Consider the following 21303-nt stretch of genomic DNA (forward strand, 5'->3'; position numbering starts at 1 on the left):
ATTCATGCAATTCTTTTCTCCCTTAAAATTTAAGATAGCTATTGCCTTACTGCTGTTTTTGGGTATCCATACGCGTGCGCAGGTACTCACTTCAAAACAGATCGATAGTGTAGTCGAAAAAACCCTTAGCACATTCAATGTTCCCGGTATTGCGGTTTCTGTAATTAAGGATGGCAAAATTATCCATTTAAAAGGTTACGGTATAAGTTCCGTTAAAACAAATAAAAAAGTTGATGAAAATACCCTTTTTGGTGTAGCATCAAACACTAAAGCTTTTACTGCGGCAGCTTTGGGTATGTTGGTTGATGAAAAGAAGATTACCTGGGATACAAAAGTGACCGACGTAATTCCTGAGTTTAAAATGTACGATGCCTACGTAACCAGTGAGTTTACTATCCGCGATTTGCTTACACACCGCAGTGGTTTAGGTTTAGGTGCTGGCGATTTAATGATCTGGCCCGATTCATCAACTGTAACTAAAAGACAGCTGATCCATAACCTTCGCTTTTTAAAACCGGTTTCATCCTTCCGTACCAAATACGATTACGACAACCTGATGTATATTATTGCCGGCGAAGTGGTGGCAAGAGTTTCGGGTATTACCTACGAAGATTTTATTGAAAGCAGAATCATTAAACCACTGGGCATGAGCAAGACTGCCGCCTCATGGTACCGTTTAAAGGATAAATCTAACGTAATTGATGGCCATGCACCGTATGAAGGCAAACTGCTTCCTGTAGGCTTAAGCTTCGGAGAAGTCGCTAATGCAGCAGGGGGGATTTATTCAAATGTAACCGATATGAGCAAATGGGTAATGGCGATGATCAATGGGGGGAAATATGGGGAAACACTGGATAAAAAACTGTTCAGTACTGCTGTGGCAAGAGAGCTTTGGACCCCGCAAACCATTATTGCAGGTGGTAATCCGGCAGCTTTCAGCAGTTATGGTTTAGGCTGGTTTTTAAGTAATGTGAACGGTAATTTTCAGGCTACACATACCGGTGGCTTATCTGGTATTGTTACACAGGTTACCATTCTGCCAGAACTGAAACTCGGCATTATTGTATTAACCAATCAGCAGTCTGGTGCCGCATTTAATGCCATTACCAATTCTATTAAAGATGGTTATTTAGGGATTAAAGGTCAGGATAGGATTAAAACTTACAATGATAATAGGTTAAAAAACGAAAAACAGGCAGATGAGATGGTCGCCAAAGTTTGGAACGATATTGCTGCCCAACAAAAATTATCAGCTTCGAAACCTGATGCTAAAAACTACTACGGTACTTTTCGCGATGCCTGGTTTGGCGAAGTAAGCATTAGCGAAGTAAACGGTAAAATGCATTTTCAAGCTAAAAATTCACCAAAACTGAGAGGCGATATGACTTACTATAAAGGTAATACTTTTATAGTGAAATGGTACGACAGAAGTTTGGATGCTGATGCTTTTGTTAATTTTAATTTAGATAATAATGCTCTGGCCAATGGTTTTAAAATCGAAGCCATTTCCCCGTTAACCGATTTTAGTTTCGACTTCCAGGATCTGGATTTTAAAAAGGCCGATAAAAAATAACCTAACCAATTATATATAATGAAAACAGCATTAAAAACGAGTATTTTACTAAGCTTTTGCTTAATTGCATTAACCTCAATGACATTTAAACCTAAACGCATTATCTTTTTTGGCGATTCCATTACCCAGCAGGGTGTTTCTAAAAACGGGTATGTAACGTTGATCAAAAAATCGCTCGATTCTACCAGGTACGATATCATAGGCGCTGGTATCGGCGGTAATAAGGTTTATGATCTTTACCTGCGTTTAGAGGAGGATGTATTGAATAAGAAACCTGATTTAGTGGTCATTTATGTAGGCATTAATGATGTGTGGCATAAACAATCTTCTCATACCGGAACCGATTATGATAAATATTTAAAATTTTATCAGGCTTTGATCAACAAAATCCAGGCGGTGGGCAGTAAAGTGGTATTGGTTACCCCCTCAGTTGTTGGAGAAAAAAAAGATGGTACTAACGAATTAGATGCCGATCTGAATAAATATGCAGAAGGGATCAGAACATTGGCCGCAAAAAATAATCTTCCGGTATGCGATTTAAGAAAGATTTTTACCGATTACGAGGCAAAAAATAATCCAGAGGATAAAGAAAAGGGCATTTTAACCGTTGATCGGGTACACCTGAACGAAACGGGAAATAAACTGGTGGCCGATCAACTGTTGCCTTTGGTGAAGTAATAGCTTTTTTCAATCACAAGGTCCGTAAGGTATTCCGCAAAGCACACAAAGAAATTTTCTCTGTGTGCTTTGTGTTTTTTCTCTGTTATCTTTGTAGTGAAATGAGCCGTCGTCATTGTGATTAAAGTTTATCGCCTTTGCGAACCGAAGAAAGGGAATGTGCGGTGGAGCGAAGCAATTTACCTGCAAGATGATAAGTGACTAAAAGTAGAATAGGAAAAAAAATGCGTCGTCGTGTCTCATCATAATAACGGTTTTGGAAGCAATTGAGTTAGGGCAACGGATGATGCTAAATTATAATAATGGAAAGAGGTGGAACAGTCTATATCATTACTAATTTTACGCATACAACATTTTATACTGGGGTTACCTCTGACATAACATCTAGAATAATAGAGCACAAAGAAAAGCACATCCGAAATCTTTTTCTGCAAAATATAACGTGGATAAACTTGTTTATTTTTGTTCCTTTGATTCGATAGAGGAAGCAATTGCAGAAGAAAAGAGAATTAAAGGCGGAAGCCGAAAAAAGAAAATAAAGTTAATAAAATCTATGAATCCTGAATGGAAGGATTTATGGGAGATAGTGAAAGAATGGTGAGGTAAGATGTAATCGTCATTGCGAACCGGAGACGGGGATAGGTGGATGGAGTGAAGCAATCTTTCCTGTAGGGTGATTAGCTATTAAAAGGTATTATAGCAAATAAGATTGCTTCGTCGGCTGAAAAGCCTCCTCGCAATGACGGACAATAACTAAGTATGATAAACCGCGAAACGATAGATAAGATAATGGATACCGCCCGTATTGAGGAGGTAGTTGGGGATTTTGTGCACTTAAAAAAACGCGGAACCAGTTTAATTGGTAATTGCCCTTTCCATGGCGAAAAAACACCTTCTTTCCACGTATCTGTAACCAAAGGCATTTACAAATGTTTTGGCTGCGGTAAGGGGGGCGATTCAGTACGCTTTATTATGGATCATGAAAAATATTCATATCCAGAGGCACTTAAATTTCTAGCCAATAAGTACAATATAGAAGTAGAGGAGACTGAACTTTCTCCTGAGGCTGCCGAAGCACAGAGTGCTAAAGAAAGCCTGTACATTGTATCGCAATATGCTGCCACGTTTTTCGTAAAGCAGCTCTGGGAAACGGAAGAGGGTAGAGGCATAGGCCTGAGCTATTTTAAAGAGCGCGGATTTAGAGAAGATATCCTGAAAAAATTCGAGGTGGGTTATTCTCCCGATGTGTGGGATGCATTAACGCAAAGTGCTACAAATGCCGGACATAAGCTTGAGTTTTTAGAATCGACAGGTTTATCCATTAAAAACGATAACGGCAAAATTTACGACCGTTTCCGTGGCCGTGTGATGTTTCCCATACATAATTTTACCGGTAGGATTATTGGTTTTGGAGGCAGAACGCTAAAAACAGATAAAAATGTACCGAAATACGTTAATTCTCCTGAAAGCGAAATTTACCACAAGTCGAATGTACTTTATGGCTTATTCCACGCCAAAAAAGCCATCCGCGATTTAGATAACTGTTACCTGGCTGAAGGCTATGCAGATGTACTTTCTGTTCATCAGGCCGGAATAGAAAACGTTGTGGCCTCTTCCGGTACCTCATTAACTGCAGAGCAAATTAAACTGATAGGGCGTTTTACCCAAAATATCACTATTCTTTTTGATGGAGATGCCGCGGGAATCAAAGCCTCACTCCGTGGTTTGGATATGATTTTGGAGGAAGGCTTAAACGTGAAAATCGTTTCCTTTCCGGATGGTCATGACCCTGATTCTTATATGCATCATGTAGGTGCCGGAGCGTTTAAAACCTATCTGGAACAGAATCGAAAAGATTTTATTTTATACAAAGCGAATGTGCTGCTCAAAGATGCCGGTAACGACCCCATCAAACGTGCAGGTATTATCCGGGATATTGTAGAAAGTATTGCTAAAATTCCTGATCCGATTAAAGCTTCGGTTTTCATCCGAGAGAGTAGTAGCCTGCTCGAAATCGAAGAACATATTTTGCTGAGCGAACTCAATAAAATGCGATCGGCAAAGCTTAAAAAGAGTTTTGAGGGCAACCAAAGAAGCAATCAGTCAACTGCTCCCAAACAATCTTTCTCTTCTTTTTCTCCTGGCCCGCCAGAACCGCTTGGTCCGCCCGATAATTTATGGGATGATAGTGCTGGTCCAATGGGTTACGAGCCACAAGAGCCAGCTAAAGAAGAAGAATATCAGGAAAAGGAAATTGTACGATTATTATTGGCTTTTGGGCATGAATTGGTAAACTGGGATAAAATTGACGATATGTATATTGGTTCATTTATGATGCAGCACCTGAGTGATGTAGAATTTGATGATCCACTTTGCAAGAAAATTATTGATTATTATAGATCTGAAGTCGACAATGGCAGATTACCAACTGCAAACCACTTCGTTAAACATGAAGATAGGAATATTGCCGATCTTGCGATTACCCTTTCTACTTCCGAATATGCTTTGAGTGAAAACTGGTTAAACAAACACCTTATCTATGTTAAAGATGAATCGATGAATTTGAAAGCGACCATTTTAGGCGGTATTTTTCACCTCAAAAAACGTAAGGTTGAAAAGATATTAATGAACCTGTTGAAAGAAATTAAAGAGGAAAAGAATGAAGATAACCAAATGATTTTAATGCAACGTTATGGTGTGATTAAAGGTGTAGAAAGGGAAATCTCGAAATTTTTAGGCTCTGTTATTGTAAAATAAATTAAAATTGACCCGAAGAAATTAATAATATTCGTCACCCTGACCTGTAGCGGAGCGGAAAGCTACGAAGTAAACCGAGCATTAAGCGAGCTCACCGAAGATAATTTATTTCAGGGTCTTTATCAGGGAAAGATGCTGAAATGAATTCAGCATGACGATCGACTTAAATAATTAAAAAAAACGGTTATTATCACGAAGATATTAGCAGAAATCCAGTCTGATCACATATGGCAGTCCACAATGATTTAGGTAAAGAAGGTGAAAAAATTGCGAAACAATATCTGGAAGATCAGGGATATGAAATTTTAGATGAAAACTGGACACATGGCAAAGCCGAAGTAGATTTAATTGTGTATAAAAACGGCATTATCGTGTTTATAGAAGTGAAATCCCGTAGCTCTATCGCTTTTGGCGAGCCAGAAGAATTTGTGCAGAAATGCAAACAAATTCAGATGGAATTGGCAGCTAATGCCTATATTGAAATCATGAATCATCAAAATGATATCCGTTTTGATATTATTGCGATTACCTTTACAAAAAATAAAAATTATAATTTAAACCATATAGAAGATGCGTTTTGGCCTGAAGATTAACCATATCAAAAATTTCATATTTGTTGCCACTGGACTTGCATTTGTAACTGCATGTAAAGAAAGTGCTACCACAACCTACCGTAGCTTTGTTTCTCCATTAACCGGTCTTAATGTACCATCGGGGAATGAATTTGAGGTGAAAGTGCAGTTCGGAACTGAGCAAAAAGTAGATTCGGTAGTGTATTTGATTGATACCATCAAAGTTGCTTCGAAAAACGATACTTTGGCGCTTAAACTTAAAACGGAAGGTCTAAAGCTGGGTAATCACCTGTTAACTGCTAAGATATTTGGTGAAGGTAAATCAGAAGATATTACTTCAAATATCAATGTATTAGCCGCTCAGGCGCCTGCAGAATATACTTATAAAGTAATCAAAAGCCTGCCTCATGATACCGCTTCTTACGTAGAGGGTTTAGAATACCATGACGGATTTTTTTACGAAAGTGCCGGCGATTATGGCCACTCGAGCTTGCGTAAGGTAGATCCTGCTACAGGAAAAATTCTGCAGAAAACAGATTTAGATAAACAGTATTTTGGCGAAGGCATGACCGTAATCGGGAATAAGATTATTCAGTTAACTTATCGTGAAAAAGTAGGTTTTGTTTATGATAAAGCTACCTTAAAAAAATTATCGGAGTTTTCTTATACCACAGGAAGAGAAGGCTGGGGCCTGGCTTTTGATGGAGAGAAAGTGTTGAATACCGATGGTTCCAATACGATCTTTTTTCTGAATAAAGATACTTATCAAAAAATTGGTTCGATTGATGTTTTCGATAATAAAGGGCCGATCCAAAATCTGAATGAACTCGAAGTGATTGATGGTAAAATTTATGCAAATGTATACACCACAAATGAAATCATGATCATTAACCCGGAAACTGGTGCCGTTGAAAGCAAGATTGATTTATCTGGGCTGTTGCCAGCTGATTATTTTAAAACTGACGATGAAAAAAACAACAATGTTCTAAACGGAATTGCTTACGATAAGGTGGGTAAAAGGCTTTTTGTAGCGGGTAAAAAATGGCCGCACATTTTTCAGATTGAGTTGGTGAAGAAATAAGCATAATTTTCATTTCTACCGAAGCAAAGCGGAGTTCCTGCCCGTACAGGCGCGGAGAAATCTTTGAACCATGCCAAAAGATTTCTCCCCTCGAAATGGTTTAATGAACCCTGATTGCTAAAATCTAATCCTTTTTCTTCGGCTCCTCTAAATATCCATTAAAAATGATGGGTTGTTTATTTATACTGCTGGCCGTTAATGAAGCATACCCATTGGTAGAAATATTGATGGTAAACCGATAATTTTCTCTTGTTACATCCTTTGTCTCAATTTGAATGGTGTACATTCCTTTTTTGTTTTTCGATTCTTTGTAGGTGAAATTTTTTGAAATAAATCTAATTCCACCTTGTGTCGGATCGATCGGAGCGGAAAAGGAGCGCCCGAAATAAGGCAGATAAGCCACAATACTGTCTTTGGTAACCCTTACATCATATTGCGATCCGGTTAAGTTTATCGAAGAACCTGCCTGGCTTCCTGGCATCATCGCCATTATCCTGTTAATATCGTTATTAGCCATTGGAGTGGCTGTGTTGGCCACGAAGGTATAGTGTTTATCCGCTACAATCTTGATAGTGGTTTCCTTATCGGTTTGGGCAAAAGATTGAAATCCGAGCAAAAGAAATGCATGGCTCAATATTAAATTTAAATATTTCATAATGTGTGTTTTAAATGTGTAACAATTTAAAGATGCACAGATTTGAAAGATTCCATAATAGTGCCAAAAATAGAACGAAACTTAAATTAGATGGTTTTACTTTTAATTAAGGATTTACCTTTTCCGAATAGCTGGATTTGTATGCCGGATTATTTTTTTTCGTTTCGGAAGCGCCCATGGCAGTGAATTTATAGTTGCCCACAGAGAGGTTATTCAGTTCTATTTCACCATTTTCGTTTGTCATTAAAGTGATTGAATTTCGACCAGGATTTTTACCGCCTTTAACAATTATTCCGCCGATTGGCGATCCTGCCACCCTCGATTTGGAATTGGTAACAGGCACTGAAATGACAAATTTATAATTTCCCGCGCTGGCATTGTTAAATTCTATTTCGCCGTTCTGGTTGGTTACCAATATAATTGTATTGTTTCCGGGATCTTTGTCTGCTTTTACTACTATACCGGCGATAGGCTGTCCGGCTACAAAACTGATCTCTCCGGTGATTACATCTAATTTGCCTTTAATGGATTTCATGATGCAGGGAAAATGCGATTCCGGATAATTCAGTTTACAATAGTCGCAATAGTGCCCTTCAGGTGCCTGTTTTCTTACTTGAGTATTCTCTTTCGTCGCTATTGCCTTAGGAGTTGTTTTAATTTGAGCCAGTACGGTTAATGATGTAGACAGTAGAAATATGGCCAGAGCAGCTCTTTTTTTCATAAAATTTGATTAGAAACATAAAACTAATCAAAAAATATGGTTCTGACCAGTGCTATCCGTTTTGATACTACTTTAGCCTTTGTGCTATTCAGCTTTTTTTCGATGCTTTGGCAAAAGGGTTAAAATCAAGGGCAAGCTTAACCCAGAAATCGAGTTCATCATTTCTAACTAAAACATCTTCCGATACCGAAATATATCCCTTCATCGGTCGGCCGCCCATTACCATTTGTTCCCATCCATCCTTATCCGATAAATTTTCTAACGCATTGGGATCCAGTCTTACCATCATACCCTCTTTGGAAACACCGATGCACATTTTGCCATTTACCATAAAAACAAGTCCGTTGAACATCAGTTTCTCTTCTACATCTGGTATATGCATGAGCCTTTCGGCCACGCGGAGGGCAAGGGTTTCATTGTAAGTCCTCATAAGCGATATGATTAACATTTGATAAGCAAAAACAATTTAATCTTTAACTTTCCATTCGCAAAAAAATAAATTAATTAAATTTGCAACATGTTGTTAAACTGCTATCAGGAAGAATTATTGGAGGCTGGTTGTGATGAAGCGGGAAGAGGTTGCCTGGCAGGCCCTGTTTTTGCAGCTGCGGTAATCTTGCCTAAGGGTTTTGTGCTGGAAGGCTTAAATGACTCCAAACAGCTGTCTCATGAGCAAAGGGCGCTCCTAAGGCCAATCATTGAACAGAAAGCACTGGCTTGGGCAGTAGCCTCTTGCGATCACGAAGAAATCGACCGCATCAATATTTTAAACGCTTCCTTTCTGGCCATGCACAGGGCGATTGAAAAATTGCAGACACAACCACAATATCTGGTGATTGACGGGAACCGTTTTAAAACCTATCCTCAGATTCCGCATAGCTGTATTGTGAAGGGCGATGGTAAATACCTCAATATTGCTGCAGCCTCGATATTGGCCAAAACTCACCGCGATGAATATATGACCAATCTGCATGTGGGCTATCCCCATTATAACTGGCAGCAGAATAAAGGTTATCCCACCATTGCACACCGTAAGGCCGTACTCGAAATCGGTTTATCGCCTTTTCATCGTAAAACTTTCAATGTGAGCGACCCTCAGTTAGAGCTGTTTTCAAAAAACGCCTAAAATTTCGTATTTTCACCACGTTGTGAAAATTCTGTTGATTACTAAGCGGATTCCCTTTCCGCCAAATAGTGGTTATCCGATTGTGGTATATAACACCATAAAAGGCTTGCTACAACTTGGTGCAGATATTACATTGTTTAGCCTTAACCCAACTAAAGGGCGGATCGATATTGAAGATATCTATGACCCGGTTTTTGAACAGATTAAATACCATACCTGCGATTTAGATACCGATGTAAATGTATGGTCGGCTTTTTTCAATATTTTCACCAACGAATCGTATAATGTTTCCAGATACTATAGCGAAGATGCTGCGCGGCAGCTGGAAAATCTCTTACGGGAAAATGTGTTTGATATCATCCAGTTCGAAGGTTTGTTTGTGGTGCCTTATCTGGATGTGGTTAAAGCAAACAGTAATGCCAAGCTGATCTATCGGGCGCATAATATCGAATTTACGTTATGGGAACGTCTTTCGCATTCAGAAAATTTTCTCATCAGGCGCAAATATTTAGCTTTTTTAGCGCAACGGCTTAAAGCTTATGAAACTGATCAGATTAACCGGTTTCATCATATTTTTGCTATTTCCGAACCCGATCGCCAAAGTATATTACGGTTTGGCTGCGAAATCCCGATGTCAGTTTTTCCTGTGGCCATCGATTTGGAAAAATATAAGGTTGATAAGACCAAAACCAGTTTTCCTACGCTTTTCCATTTGGGAGCAATGGATTGGCGGCCCAATCAGGAAGGATTAGAGTGGTTTTTAGATGATATCTGGCCAGATATTGAAAAGTTGAATAAAGATCTCCGGTTTTATATTGCCGGGAAAAACATGCAGAAACATTTTTTCGAATACGATTCTGAAAACCTGATCGTAGAAGGGGAAGTATTTGATGCCGTAGAGTTTATGAACTCCAAAGCAATTATGATCGTCCCCCTGATTTCCGGTACCGGGATGCGGGTTAAGATTATTGAAGGTATGGCGATGAAAAAATGCATCATTGCTACTACCACTGCAGCTGAGGGAATTAACTGCAGGCACGGACATGATATCTTAATTGCTGATTCTGCAGATGAGTTTTACCGTTCGATCTTACAATGTGTCATCAATCCTAAGCGATGGGCAGAGATTGGAGAGAATGCCCGTAAAACAGTAGAAAACGATCATGGCGTTCAGTTAATCTCCAGTAAAATGTTAAAGATTTATGAGGAATTGGTAAGTGCTTAAGTTCCTTTTGGTAGATGCTGAAACAAGTTATGCATGACGCATGAATAGAAAATCATCTAAAAAAGCCACTTAAAATTAACCGCAAAATTTTGTCTTTTTCTTAGTAGTTTTGCCCCCGCGAAGAATAAGCATAAAATCGTCATAATCGGGGTTAAAATTGTAATCGCTTCACTATTCATAAAAAATAAAATTTACGGATGAAAAATACCGCATTAACAGAAAAACACATCGCTTTAGGCGCTAAAATGGTTCCATTTGCAGGTTACAATATGCCTGTTACTTACGAAGGTATTAATGCCGAACATGCAACTGTTCGTAATGGAGTAGGTGTTTTTGATGTGAGCCACATGGGTGAGTTTATTCTTAAAGGCGAAAAAGCACTAGATCTTATTCAGCGTGTAACCAGTAACGATGCCGCTAAGTTATATGATGGAAAAGTGCAGTATTCCTGTTTGCCAAATCACGATGGTGGTATTGTTGATGATCTTTTGGTTTACAAAATAGATGATAAAACCTATATGTTGGTGGTAAATGCATCAAATATTGAAAAAGATTGGAACTGGATACAACAGTTTAACACAGAAGGAGTAGAAATGCACAATATTTCTGATCAGACTTCTCTTCTAGCTGTTCAGGGACCAAAGGCGGCTGATGCTTTACAAAGTTTAACCGAGGTTGATCTGGCCTCAATGGAGTATTATACTTTTGTAAAAGGTACTTTTGCCGGTGTTGACAATGTGGTAATTTCTGCAACAGGTTATACCGGTGCAGGTGGCTTTGAAATTTATTTCGAAAATCAATACGCTGATCAGATCTGGGATGCCATTTTTGAAGCTGGTGCGGCATACCATATTAAGCCAATTGGTTTAGGTGCACGTGATACTTTACGTTTGGAAATGGGTTTCTGCTTATACGGAAATGATATTGATGATACCACGTCGCCAATTGAAGCCGGTTTAGGTTGGATTACTAAATTTTCTAAATCTTTTACCAACTCAGAAGCGTTATTGGCGCAAAAAGAAGCAGGTATCCAAAAGAAATTGGTTGGTTTCGAAATGATTGATCGTGGCATTCCCCGTCATGATTATCAAATTGCTGATGGCGAAGGAAATATTATTGGTAAAGTAACTTCTGGCACACAGGCACCTTCCTTGCAAAAAGCAATCGGGATGGGTTACGTTGCAAAAGATTTCGCTAAAGAAGGAACTGAAGTTTTTATTTTAATCCGCAATACACCAATTAAAGCTAAAGTAGTGAAGTTTCCTTTTTATAAGTAATAAAGAGTATCAGGTATTTTGTAGCAAGTATCAAGATGAATTTATCTCGATACCTCACACTCACTACTTGATACTATAATATTCTCAAATGTCAAAAAAGATAGAAGTTTGTTTAACTCCAGCCCTGATCGATCTATACGATATTGAGCAGAGCATCGTGGTAGTGATCGATATTTTGAGGGCTACTTCCTCTATTACCTATGGGATAGATAATGGGGCTGAAGCGATTATTCCGGTAGCTCAGGTTGAAGATTGTTTAAACTATCGCGATAGCGGATTTTTATTGGCAGCGGAGCGAAACGGAGAGGTTGTAGCGGGTTATGATTTCGGCAACTCACCTTTTTCCTATACCCCTGAAAAGGTAAATGGAAAAACAGTTGTTCTCACCACAACAAATGGCACCAAAGCTTTGCATTTAGCACAGAAAAGAGCCTATCAGGTAGTGATAGGTTCTTTTCTAAACTTAGATTCGCTTTGTGATTATTTGAAGAGCCGGGATAAAAACGTGCTTTTGCTTTGTGCAGGCTGGAAAGATCAGTTCAATTTAGAAGATACCCTTTTTGCAGGTGCAGTGGTAACAAATCTCCGTCAGCATTTCGAACATTTTGATGATTCAAGCGTGGCAGCCGAAGATTTATATGGCTTGGCCAAAGGAGATCTGAGGAAATATCTTCATAAATCATCGCATAGCCATCGCCTGGCCCAGTTGAATATAGAAGAAGATGTTGTTTTTTGTTTACAGCTAAATCTGTGCAAAACCATTCCGGTTTTACAGGGCGAACGTTTGGTCGCCTTAAAAAACTGAATGTTTCAGTTGTATAGTCCTTATCACAATGACTGAAAAATTTATTCGTTATTGGCGGTGAAATTGCCATTCTCCCCCCATCCCTGTTGCAAACAGAGACGATAGACCTTTTTAAAGAAACATACCGGAGATCAGTTTCTATTTTGTAATTAGCTCAGAAATGGTTGGACTGTTTTTAATGGTAATCAACGCCTCTTCATGTGCCAGCCAGTAAATGTCTTCTGCACGTTTCATATCGAAGGTACTGATGGCTCCTAAACCCTTTGGCTCAATTAGTACATTGCAAAATTTGGCTTTTCTTTCCATATCGTGGTTGATGGACATGATACCTGCACGTCCCATCAGATTGGTGATGCCTGTAATTTTATCAACTGGTTTAAGGTGGTTACAGGATGAACCTATAATGAAATCACATTCATCCATCAAAGGTTCAACGGGGAAATTGTTTAAAATGCCGCCATCTACATACATCTGGCCATCGATCATGATGGGTTTAAAAATGCCCGGTATGCAACTGGAGGCATGGATAGCCCTGATCAGCGGCCCTTTTGTAAAGTAAACCAGCCGGCCTTCACTAAAATTTACAGCAGCAATGGTTAGAGGTATTTTTAGTTTCTCGATGGAATCTTCAGGAAAGTATTCCCTTAAAATTAAGGCAGTGTTTTCAATATTAATAAGGCCCAGCGAACCCACTGCCGGACGTACAAAGCGCCAGAGTTTTGTTTTGAGAAAAATATTTAACCCTTCTTCCGGATCTATACCTGCAGCAAAAAAGGACCCGGCAATGGCGCCTGCACTTGTTCCGCTTATGTGGCTAAAGGTAATTCCCAAATTACTGAATGCCTTTAGAACACCTAAGTGTGCTATCCCTCTAATGCCTCCTCCCGATAATACAATGCCAACTTTCATCTTTCTGGGTTAGTTGTTTGAACTGGTTAAATGATTACTGCCAACTGAAAATTACTTCTGTTGTTTTGGCTTATATTTCGATTGGTTTAAGATTTTCTGTGCATCGTTATCAGCCATTAACTGTTGTAACGTAATATCGGGATGCGTTTCCATATATTTCCTAACCATCTGCCAGCCTATCCATACACCCAATTTTGGTGCCGAATCTCTATTTTCACCTAAACCCGGGGTAAAAGGCCCTTCTGATAAAAATACCTGGATTTTTTGGTAATCAGTTTCATACAGATAATTGTTTTCTAAAAAATAGGCCCAAATATCTCCTTCAAAGTTTTGTACCCAATCTAATTGCTGTTGGGTATATCCGATTTTGGTCGAATCGCTCACATTTTCGGGTAAAACCTGATCGAGAAAATACAAAATCTTTCCCTGAAAGATCATTTTAGACAATAAGGTTCTGTTATCATCAGGCTCGGTAAAAAGTTCCTCGTGGGCATAGGTTTCAGCCACCCGTGGTACAATATATTCAGGTGTAAACCTCCTTGAAAGGTATAGGGGTACACTCTGCACTATGGCCCTGTAAAATTTACTGTCTTTGCCTAAAAACATATCTAAACCAATACCCAGATAATTATCGCCTACGGGCATCTGGTATGCAAAACCTGAAACAAAGGAAATAAATTTTGGAATCTTGGCTTTTGGATAATAATATTTAATGTATTTGAAAGTTTCGTTTAATCCCTCTTCCTGTGTTTTTAAATTTGGAAAAACACTGTCCACTTCTTTGCTTAAATCGGTATAGGCCTGATCGTGGTATAAATTGGTCAGTGATGCTGTGCTGGAATACCTGCTATCTAAAATCCGATGGATAAAATCATCATAAAACACCCCATACTTGGATGAAAGTTGTTTATCGACATCAATTACATTTTTGTTTTTTCCATTAAAGAGTTCCTGATCAAATCTTTCAATTTTGATGTTTACCTGTATGTTACTGACATCAGGCCGGTTACTATGCTTGCAGGAAATAAATATGATGGCAAAAAGAAAAATTAGATAAATTTGCCAGTGTTTTACGTTATACATCATGTAACACAAATATATAAACACCTGTAGCATGAAAAAAATATCAACCATTTTAATTTTATCTGTTTTAAGTTTTGGCGGCTGGGCGCAAAATTCGCCTTTAACCACTTATGGTTTTAGGTTAGGTTTAACCGCTAGCCCAACTTTTGGCTGGATTAAACCTGAGCAGGGAAAAACAGATGGAGTAGCTTTGGGTTTTTCATATGGATTAATTGGCGATTTTAATTTTGCCCCAAATTATAGTTTTTCCACGGCCTTAACGATAACTTCAATTAATGGTAAAAGTACAGAGGCCAATGTTTCGCCTTATTATGCAGCAAGTGGCAGCACAGCGCCTAAAGCTTATGATTTAAAATATAAACTACAATACATTGATCTTCCTTTAACCGTCAAACTGAAAACTGTAAAAAATGATGGAAAACGTTGGTATGGCCAGTTTGGATTGTCTAATTCAATTAATATCAGTGCAAAACAAAATGCCGTTACGGATGGTATGGTTATTGGCGATAATTTAAATGTTTCAGATGATATCAAATTTTACCGTGCCGGATTAATTATCGGTGGCGGTGGTGAATTTGATATTTCAGGAAACACCAGCATTGTGGCCGGTTTAACATTCAATAACGGTTTTACCAACATCGTAACGGATAAAGTCAGAGATGTCAGAAATCACTATTTAGCGATTAATTTCGGCGTGTTCTTTTAATCTGCATATCTTTCTTGATACGCACTACTTGATACTAACTACTCACTATCTGATACTACAACCATGAAAATAGCACTAACACAACTTAATTATCACATCGGGAATTTTGAGGCCAATACTAAAAAAATAATCGAAAATATTCAACTGGCCAAAGATAAAGGAGCGGATTTGGTAGTTTTTGCAGAATTGGCTATCTGCGGTTATCCGCCTAGGGATTTTCTGGAGTTCGACGAGTTTATTGCCCTGTGCGAAAGCGCTGCCCGGGAAATAGCCAAGCATTGCACCGGTATTGCCTGTATTGTTGGTTTACCTATTAAAAATGAGGTATTGCAAGGCAAAGACCTCTATAACGCGGCCTATTTTATTGAAGAAAGAGAAGTTAAGGCAGTTGTTAAAAAAGCATTATTGCCAACCTATGATGTATTTGATGAATATCGCTATTTTGAACCTGCCACACAGTTTAACTGTATTGACTTTAGGGGTAAAAAAATTGCCCTGACCATTTGCGAAGACCTCTGGAATATTAACGATAATCCGTTGTATATATCAAATCCAATGGATATCCTGATGAAGGAGCAACCAGATGTAATGATTAATATTGCTGCGTCTCCTTTCTCTTATACTCATGATGATGAACGCATTAAAGTATTGGCCGATAATGCAAAAAAATACCACCTGCCAGTATTTTATGTAAATCAGGTTGGTGCGCAGACTGAGATTATTTTTGATGGAGGTTCTTTGGTTTTCGACGCTGATGGCGCCATGAAGGCAGAGATGAAATATTTTGAAGAGGATCTTCAGTTATTTGATCTGGAAGAGGTTGAAAATGTACGCAATAAGTATCCTCAATCCGAAAGATTAACCGATATTGAACAGATTCACGATGCGCTGGTTTTAGGTATAAAAGATTATTTTGGAAAATCTGGTTTTAACAAAGCCGTTTTAGGCTTATCTGGCGGAATTGATTCTGCTGTGGTTTGTGCCCTGGCCTGTCGTGCATTAGGCCCTGAGAATGTAATGGCAGTTTTGATGCCCTCTAAATTTTCATCCAACCATTCTGTTCAGGATGCGCTGGATTTGGTTAACAATATTGGCTGCATGCACGAGATTGTACCTATTAAAGACGTTACAGAAGCTTTCGATCATATATTGGCACCCGCTTTTAAAGGTTTGCCATTTAATCTCACCGAAGAGAATATCCAGGCCCGGATCCGCGGCATTATTAACATGGCAATGAGCAATAAATTCGGCTATATTTTATTGAATACCTCTAATAAAAGCGAATGTGCGGTAGGCTATGGTACGCTGTACGGCGATATGTGCGGTGCAATAGGCGTGATTGGTGATGTATATAAAATGCAGGTTTTTGAACTCGCGAAGTACATCAATAAGGAAAGGGAAATTATACCGGTTAATACGATTGTTAAACCCCCATCGGCAGAATTAAGACCCGATCAGAAAGATTCTGATTCTTTGCCCGAATATGAAATCCTCGATAAAATATTGTATCAGCACATCGAAAAGAAACAAGGCTCAAAAGCCATTATTGCACAGGGTTTTGATGAGGCATTGGTACTGCGAATTTTAAAAATGGTAAATATTGCAGAATTTAAACGTTACCAAACGCCACCTATTTTAAGGGTATCGCCCAAAGCCTTTGGTATGGGAAGAAGGATGCCAATTGTAGGGAAATATATGGCTTAGGTGTTTTAAGGTTGTAATGTTTAAAAGTATGAAAGTTGCTTTGATTGTTAAATGCAAACTGCCAGTTGAAAAATGTTTGGTTGTGGGGTAACTGGTTAAGCAGTTAATTGTTTAAATGTGAATTGTATAAGGGTCGTCATCTCGACTGAAACGCAGCGGAGTGGAGAGATCTATCTAGACAGATTTCTCGACTACGTTGCACTCCGCTCGAAATGACGATCTATTACCGCTCCGCCATCACATTTTAAGCTAAAGTAGCATCAACTGTAATGGTTGTATTCAATAATTTAGAGATCGGGCAGTTTTTCTCTGCATCCGCTACCAGCTCGTCAAATTTTTCTTGTGTTAAATCAGGTACAGAAGCTGTTAAAGTTAAATGCGATTCAACAATTTCACCTTTAGACGGATCAAGATTGATTTCACATTTAGTTTCCAGTTTATCAGCCGTAAAACCTGCTTCGGTTAAGTTAGCAGATAGTTTCATGGTAAAACAGCCTGCATGTGCGGCAGCAATTAATTCTTCTGGATTTGTACCCACACCCTCTGCAAAGCGGGTATTAAAAGAATATTGAGTGTTATTTAAAGTCGTGCTTTGTGTGGTAATGTTACCGCTACCTTCTTTAATAGAACCTTGCCATACGGCTGTTGCATTTCTTTTCATGATTGGATTTTATTTTTAAATTGTTAACATCTAAAGATAAAAATATGTTTGTTTAAAGGCGATAATTCCTGGTGAAGAAACCCTTATTCAGAATAGATATTTACTACATCTTAGATAAAAAAGTAAAAAAAGAAGCTGTTTCTTCGAAGCAGCTTCTTTTTCATTACGATCTTTTAGGTTATTGATCTGATTTTTAATTATAGAGGATACAATACTGCGGTTGCCTGTTTATCTTTTGTGGATAAAACAGTAGCACCACTTCCGCATTGTCCGCCGTTCATTAGCGATTGTGCATCTGTTCCGCCAACACCAGGAACATTAGTTGTGGTAGATTGGTTAGTGTGCTTAAATGAAATGGTATGACCAAATTCATGAGTGATGGTTCTGGTACGCTGTGCAAAAGAATTGTTCTGGATCAGGGCCTGGTTGATCCAAATCGTGTTACCTGCTTTACCATTTGATGTGGATAGATAGGCTTGTCCGCAAGTAGAACTTCCAATGGTATTATCCACTTTAATCAGGATATCATATACTGTTCCGGTCGTGATTACAAATTTTAATTTAGAGTTTGGTACCGTATTCCATTGATCGATTGCAGAATTGATTTCGCTGGTCATGCTCGTTATCGAAGGATCAATTTTTACGCGAATGTTGGTGCTGTTGGTTACGATATAACCATTGTAATATTGTTCTGTGATCGCTTTTCCATAATCGGCAGGAACTTCCATTTTCTTGCTAAATACAATATCTCCATCAACTACATAATTATCGCCATTTTCTACAATCTGTGCATCTGTAAATCCGAGATTTTTAATGTAAGCCAGCACTTTCTGATTTTGATTAGTTTCGATTCCCTGGTCAGCCGGAATATCATTTTTTTTCGAACATGAAAGGATAACTGTTGATAGCAAGGCTACCAGCGCAATTTTTTTAAATAAGTTTTTCATTGTTTAGGTTTTTAGTTAGATCGTAATTAAGTTTTCACATCAATAAATATAGTCATAAAAATGGATAATTGTATTTTTATGACTATTATTTTGTAGTCTTAATTAGTGTATTTGAATCTAGCCTGACATCCTAACTTATTTCCTGTTTTAATTGATTATTTCTAATGGACTGTAAAATTAATATGCCTACACCTATCATAATTGAAATATCGGCAAAATTAAAAACACCGGTTTGGAAGAGGTAAAAATCCATGTGCATAAAATCGGTAACTGATCCATGTACTATCCGATCATATAGATTGCCAATTCCGCCACCAATCAGAAAACACAACGCGATTTGCATGGTCATTGGCAAGTTGCGTTTGGCAAACAGAAAATATAAGCCATACACCAGAAATAATAAGGGTAGGCCCGTTAAAACAATGAGCCTGAAAATATAGGGCATGTTATCGCCTAAACTTAAAAATGCACCAGTGTTTTCTACTTTGGTTAAGGTAAAACGGTCTTTTATAATGCTGATATGTTCATAATCGCTGATTTCAGTACGCACGATTCTTTTAGAAATCTGGTCGCAGCTAAAATTTAAGGTTAACAACAAGAGCAATACAGACCAGCGGAGGTTTTCCATTTTTTGCATAATTTTATCTGATAATATCGGCATCAACCGGTGTGTAACCCAAATGCCTGCTTAGTGACATGATTTGCCCCTTGTGATGAAACTCGTGGGTAACGACATGCGTGAACAATTGTAAAGGATTTACGATTAAAATTGCTCCATTTTTGTCCAATTCCAGTTCCTGCAACTCATTTCCTTTAAATTTTTCTGTAAATAAAGCAATATATTCATCTACCTGTTTAAAATAAGTTTGGCAGGTGCGTAAGGTCCGGTAACTTTCGAAAGGTAAAAATTCCTGTTTAATCCCTAGGGCCCTTTCGCCAATCCATGCGCAATAAGTTTGACCAATATGAACCAACAAATTTCTGACAGAGCCTCGGCCAAACGAGCTGTTATTGGTTAAAAAATCATCTTCTGAAATACAACCGATATAATTGAAAAGGGCGTCCCTGGATGATAAAACAAAATCGTATTGTTGTTTAAGCATGGCCCGGTTTCCTGATCCATTTTTTAAAAGGAATAATCAAAGCTAAAAGAATTGCGGTTATAGTTAATAGTTTAGCAATGATATCTCCACTTTTTACATAAAAGGTAATCTCATCATTTAAGTTGATATTGCCCTTTAATGCCGTTCTGGTCCACCATTTGGTTTTTTGTGTTACATCGCCGCGTTGATTGATGAAACAGGATATTCCGGTATTGGCCGAGCGTACTACATCACGATGGGTTTCAATTGCTCTTAATTTGGCATACATCATATGCTGATCTTTCCCTGAGGTATTTCCCCACCATCCATCGTTCGTAATCACAGCAATAAATTGTGCCCCATCTTTAACCTGTTCACCGATCCAATCGCCCCATAAACTTTCATAACAAACCACAGGCGCAACTCCAATACCGCTTTGCGCATACAGCACACTTGGCTTATCTTGCCAACCCCATCCGCTAACAGTTCCGCCTAGCTGTGCAAAAATGCCGTCTAAAAACGAAAATACTTTTGGGAAGGGCATTTTTTCTACCCCGGGAACCAATTTTGATTTATGATAAAACTGCACATTAGCAGAATTTTCGACCTGCATGGCGGTATTAAAATTGTCAAAATAAATTCCCTGCTGATTATCGAATTTTGAAGTTATTGTTTTTTTATCCTGATATATTTTAATACTTTCTATACCTGTAATCAATGTTCCGTTTTTATACTTTGATAAAAAGTTTTGCAGGCTGATGAAATCATTATTGCTTCTGATCCGATCTTCATCTGCGTAATTTGGAATGGCGGTTTCCGGCCAGATGAAATACTCGGTATTGGTTTGCCCCACAGAATCTGATAAGTGTGTGAGTATCCTGATCTGTTCGGCCGGGGGAATATTCTCCAGTTTTTGGTAAGGATCGATATTCGGCTGAACCACCACGACATTACTCGGGGTACCCTTTTGTTCTGCTCTAAAGTATTTTATTAAAGAAACGCTGATGGGAACAATCACTACCAAAGCCCAGATACCTGCTGTTCTAAACCTTAAATAACCTGTTTGTGATTTGAATTTCTGATAAGCTTCGAAAGCCAGGATATTACTCAATAAAATCCAAAGTGAACCACCATAAACACCAGTATAATCATACCATTGAGCCAGCTGGTGCATTCCTGCTAAACCATTACCCAAGGTCATCCAGGGGAAGGCTAAATCCCAGGTTTGCTGCAGATATTCTAAAGCAATGTAAAAGGCAATCAAGCCCAGGTAGGCGATTTTTTTATTGACATATTTACCCAACCTATAGTATAACCAAAAAGCAAAAGTCATCAAAAGCGCACCTAATCCATACGGAATTAAAGAAACGGGTAGGGCTACAACTGGCCCGTTATAAGCACTTATCGCATTATATACCCAATAAATGGATGCCGTATTCCAAACCAAAAAAGTCAAACCTGCCGTCAGGAAAATTTTTTGGCCCTGCTTTTTGTCGGGATTACGTGAAATGGAATTGAGTGCAATGAACAATGGTACCAGACCAATTAACAACAATGGTGTGGTAAAAGGCATGGGTGGCCAGGCAAGCCAGAGTAAGAACGCACTTAGGAGAGCGAGGAGGTAGGTTTGACTAGATTTCATATAAAATTACTTGTCATTCTGACGCAGGAAGAATCTCTATGCGATAGAAAACTGACTTTGTTTTTGTTAACTGAAGTGCAGTACAGTTATGTTAAAGAT

Annotated in this window: 22 protein-coding genes; 12 read left to right on the top strand and 10 right to left on the bottom strand. The window is 38.5% G+C overall.

Annotation, left to right across the window (positions count from 1 at the left end; translation table 11 throughout):
* Positions 1–4: 4 nt before the first annotated feature.
* From ACK1I8_RS20880 to ACK1I8_RS20905, 6 genes are all read left to right on the top strand, one after another.
* Positions 5–1573, top strand: coding sequence for a serine hydrolase (locus ACK1I8_RS20880; protein WP_412467182.1), 1569 nt, complete (start codon positions 5–7; stop codon positions 1571–1573).
* 18 nt (positions 1574–1591) lie between these two features.
* Positions 1592–2251 (top strand): SGNH/GDSL hydrolase family protein, encoded by a 660-nt coding sequence (locus tag ACK1I8_RS20885; RefSeq protein ID WP_412467183.1) that lies wholly within the window; start codon positions 1592–1594, stop codon positions 2249–2251.
* Between the two features lie 302 nt (positions 2252–2553).
* Positions 2554–2733, top strand: coding sequence for a GIY-YIG nuclease family protein (locus ACK1I8_RS20890; protein ID WP_412467184.1), 180 nt, complete (start codon positions 2554–2556; stop codon positions 2731–2733).
* 277 nt (positions 2734–3010) lie between these two features.
* The gene (dnaG, locus tag ACK1I8_RS20895) at positions 3011–5008 is read left to right on the top strand and encodes a DNA primase (RefSeq protein WP_412467185.1); all 1998 of its coding nucleotides are present in this window, start codon (positions 3011–3013) and stop codon (positions 5006–5008) included.
* 227 nt (positions 5009–5235) lie between these two features.
* Positions 5236–5601 (top strand): YraN family protein, encoded by a 366-nt coding sequence (locus tag ACK1I8_RS20900; protein WP_412467186.1) that lies wholly within the window; start codon positions 5236–5238, stop codon positions 5599–5601.
* Positions 5579–6661, top strand: coding sequence for a glutaminyl-peptide cyclotransferase (locus ACK1I8_RS20905; RefSeq protein ID WP_412467187.1), 1083 nt, complete (start codon positions 5579–5581; stop codon positions 6659–6661). Before ACK1I8_RS20900 ends, ACK1I8_RS20905 begins: the two co-directional genes overlap by 23 nt.
* A 124-nt stretch (positions 6662–6785) precedes the next feature.
* Here the strand turns inward: ACK1I8_RS20905 and ACK1I8_RS20910 are convergent, their stop codons facing one another.
* From ACK1I8_RS20910 to ACK1I8_RS20920, 3 genes are all read right to left on the bottom strand, one after another.
* Positions 6786–7316 carry a DUF4251 domain-containing protein gene (locus ACK1I8_RS20910; RefSeq protein WP_412467188.1) on the bottom strand — a complete coding sequence of 177 codons (531 nt, stop codon included), beginning with the start codon at positions 7314–7316 and terminating at the stop codon, positions 6786–6788.
* A gap of 106 nt (positions 7317–7422) precedes the next feature.
* The gene (locus ACK1I8_RS20915; protein ID WP_412467189.1) at positions 7423–8037 is read right to left on the bottom strand and encodes a hypothetical protein; all 615 of its coding nucleotides are present in this window, start codon (positions 8035–8037) and stop codon (positions 7423–7425) included.
* 88 nt (positions 8038–8125) lie between these two features.
* Positions 8126–8467 carry a TfoX/Sxy family protein gene (locus ACK1I8_RS20920; RefSeq protein WP_412467190.1) on the bottom strand — a complete coding sequence of 114 codons (342 nt, stop codon included), beginning with the start codon at positions 8465–8467 and terminating at the stop codon, positions 8126–8128.
* A gap of 87 nt (positions 8468–8554) precedes the next feature.
* Here ACK1I8_RS20920 and ACK1I8_RS20925 point away from each other — a divergent pair, with 87 nt between their 5' ends.
* The 4 genes from ACK1I8_RS20925 to ACK1I8_RS20940 all read left to right on the top strand — a co-directional run bounded on the left by ACK1I8_RS20925 (position 8555) and on the right by ACK1I8_RS20940 (position 12470).
* Positions 8555–9163 carry a ribonuclease HII gene (locus ACK1I8_RS20925; RefSeq protein ID WP_412467191.1) on the top strand — a complete coding sequence of 203 codons (609 nt, stop codon included), beginning with the start codon at positions 8555–8557 and terminating at the stop codon, positions 9161–9163.
* 22 nt (positions 9164–9185) lie between these two features.
* Positions 9186–10388 (top strand): glycosyltransferase, encoded by a 1203-nt coding sequence (locus ACK1I8_RS20930; protein ID WP_412467192.1) that lies wholly within the window; start codon positions 9186–9188, stop codon positions 10386–10388.
* Between the two features lie 197 nt (positions 10389–10585).
* Entirely contained in the window at positions 10586–11665 is a 1080-nt protein-coding gene (gene gcvT / locus ACK1I8_RS20935) for a glycine cleavage system aminomethyltransferase GcvT (protein ID WP_412467193.1), read from the top strand.
* An 88-nt stretch (positions 11666–11753) separates the two neighbouring features.
* Positions 11754–12470 carry a 2-phosphosulfolactate phosphatase gene (locus tag ACK1I8_RS20940; protein WP_412467194.1) on the top strand — a complete coding sequence of 239 codons (717 nt, stop codon included), beginning with the start codon at positions 11754–11756 and terminating at the stop codon, positions 12468–12470.
* Positions 12471–12608: 138 nt separating this feature from the next.
* Here the strand turns inward: ACK1I8_RS20940 and ACK1I8_RS20945 are convergent, their stop codons facing one another.
* Positions 12609–13379, bottom strand: a complete 771-nt coding sequence (locus ACK1I8_RS20945) for a patatin-like phospholipase family protein (RefSeq protein ID WP_412467195.1) — start codon at positions 13377–13379, stop codon at positions 12609–12611.
* Positions 13380–13430: 51 nt separating this feature from the next.
* Positions 13431–14465 carry a gliding motility lipoprotein GldB gene (gene gldB, locus ACK1I8_RS20950; RefSeq protein WP_412467196.1) on the bottom strand — a complete coding sequence of 345 codons (1035 nt, stop codon included), beginning with the start codon at positions 14463–14465 and terminating at the stop codon, positions 13431–13433.
* 28 nt (positions 14466–14493) lie between these two features.
* Between gldB and ACK1I8_RS20955 the strand changes: the two genes are divergently transcribed.
* Together ACK1I8_RS20955 and ACK1I8_RS20960 are read left to right on the top strand one after the other, a co-directional pair.
* Positions 14494–15168, top strand: a complete 675-nt coding sequence (locus ACK1I8_RS20955; RefSeq protein ID WP_412467197.1) for a porin family protein — start codon at positions 14494–14496, stop codon at positions 15166–15168.
* 63 nt (positions 15169–15231) lie between these two features.
* The gene (locus ACK1I8_RS20960; RefSeq protein WP_412467198.1) at positions 15232–16872 is read left to right on the top strand and encodes an NAD+ synthase; all 1641 of its coding nucleotides are present in this window, start codon (positions 15232–15234) and stop codon (positions 16870–16872) included.
* 244 nt (positions 16873–17116) lie between these two features.
* Here ACK1I8_RS20960 and ACK1I8_RS20965 read toward each other — a convergent pair whose 3' ends face one another.
* The 5 genes from ACK1I8_RS20965 to lnt all read right to left on the bottom strand — a co-directional run bounded on the left by ACK1I8_RS20965 (position 17117) and on the right by lnt (position 21204).
* Positions 17117–17533 (bottom strand): OsmC family protein, encoded by a 417-nt coding sequence (locus ACK1I8_RS20965; RefSeq protein ID WP_293787668.1) that lies wholly within the window; start codon positions 17531–17533, stop codon positions 17117–17119.
* Positions 17534–17730: 197 nt separating this feature from the next.
* Positions 17731–18480 (bottom strand): M57 family metalloprotease, encoded by a 750-nt coding sequence (locus tag ACK1I8_RS20970; RefSeq protein WP_412467199.1) that lies wholly within the window; start codon positions 18478–18480, stop codon positions 17731–17733.
* A 130-nt stretch (positions 18481–18610) separates the two neighbouring features.
* A complete protein-coding gene (gene lspA / locus ACK1I8_RS20975; protein WP_412467200.1) occupies positions 18611–19117 on the bottom strand; it encodes a signal peptidase II in 507 nt (168 codons plus the stop codon).
* Positions 19118–19121: 4 nt separating this feature from the next.
* A complete protein-coding gene (locus ACK1I8_RS20980) occupies positions 19122–19583 on the bottom strand; it encodes a DinB family protein (RefSeq protein WP_412467201.1) in 462 nt (153 codons plus the stop codon).
* A complete protein-coding gene (gene lnt / locus ACK1I8_RS20985) occupies positions 19576–21204 on the bottom strand; it encodes an apolipoprotein N-acyltransferase (RefSeq protein ID WP_412467202.1) in 1629 nt (542 codons plus the stop codon). The genes ACK1I8_RS20980 and lnt overlap by 8 nt, the downstream gene beginning before the upstream one ends.
* Positions 21205–21303: the final 99 nt, after the last annotated feature.

It is taken from the genome of Pedobacter sp. KLB.chiD, from assembly GCF_047040275.1.
In the GTDB taxonomy this organism is placed as follows: Bacteria; Bacteroidota; Bacteroidia; order Sphingobacteriales; family Sphingobacteriaceae; genus Pedobacter.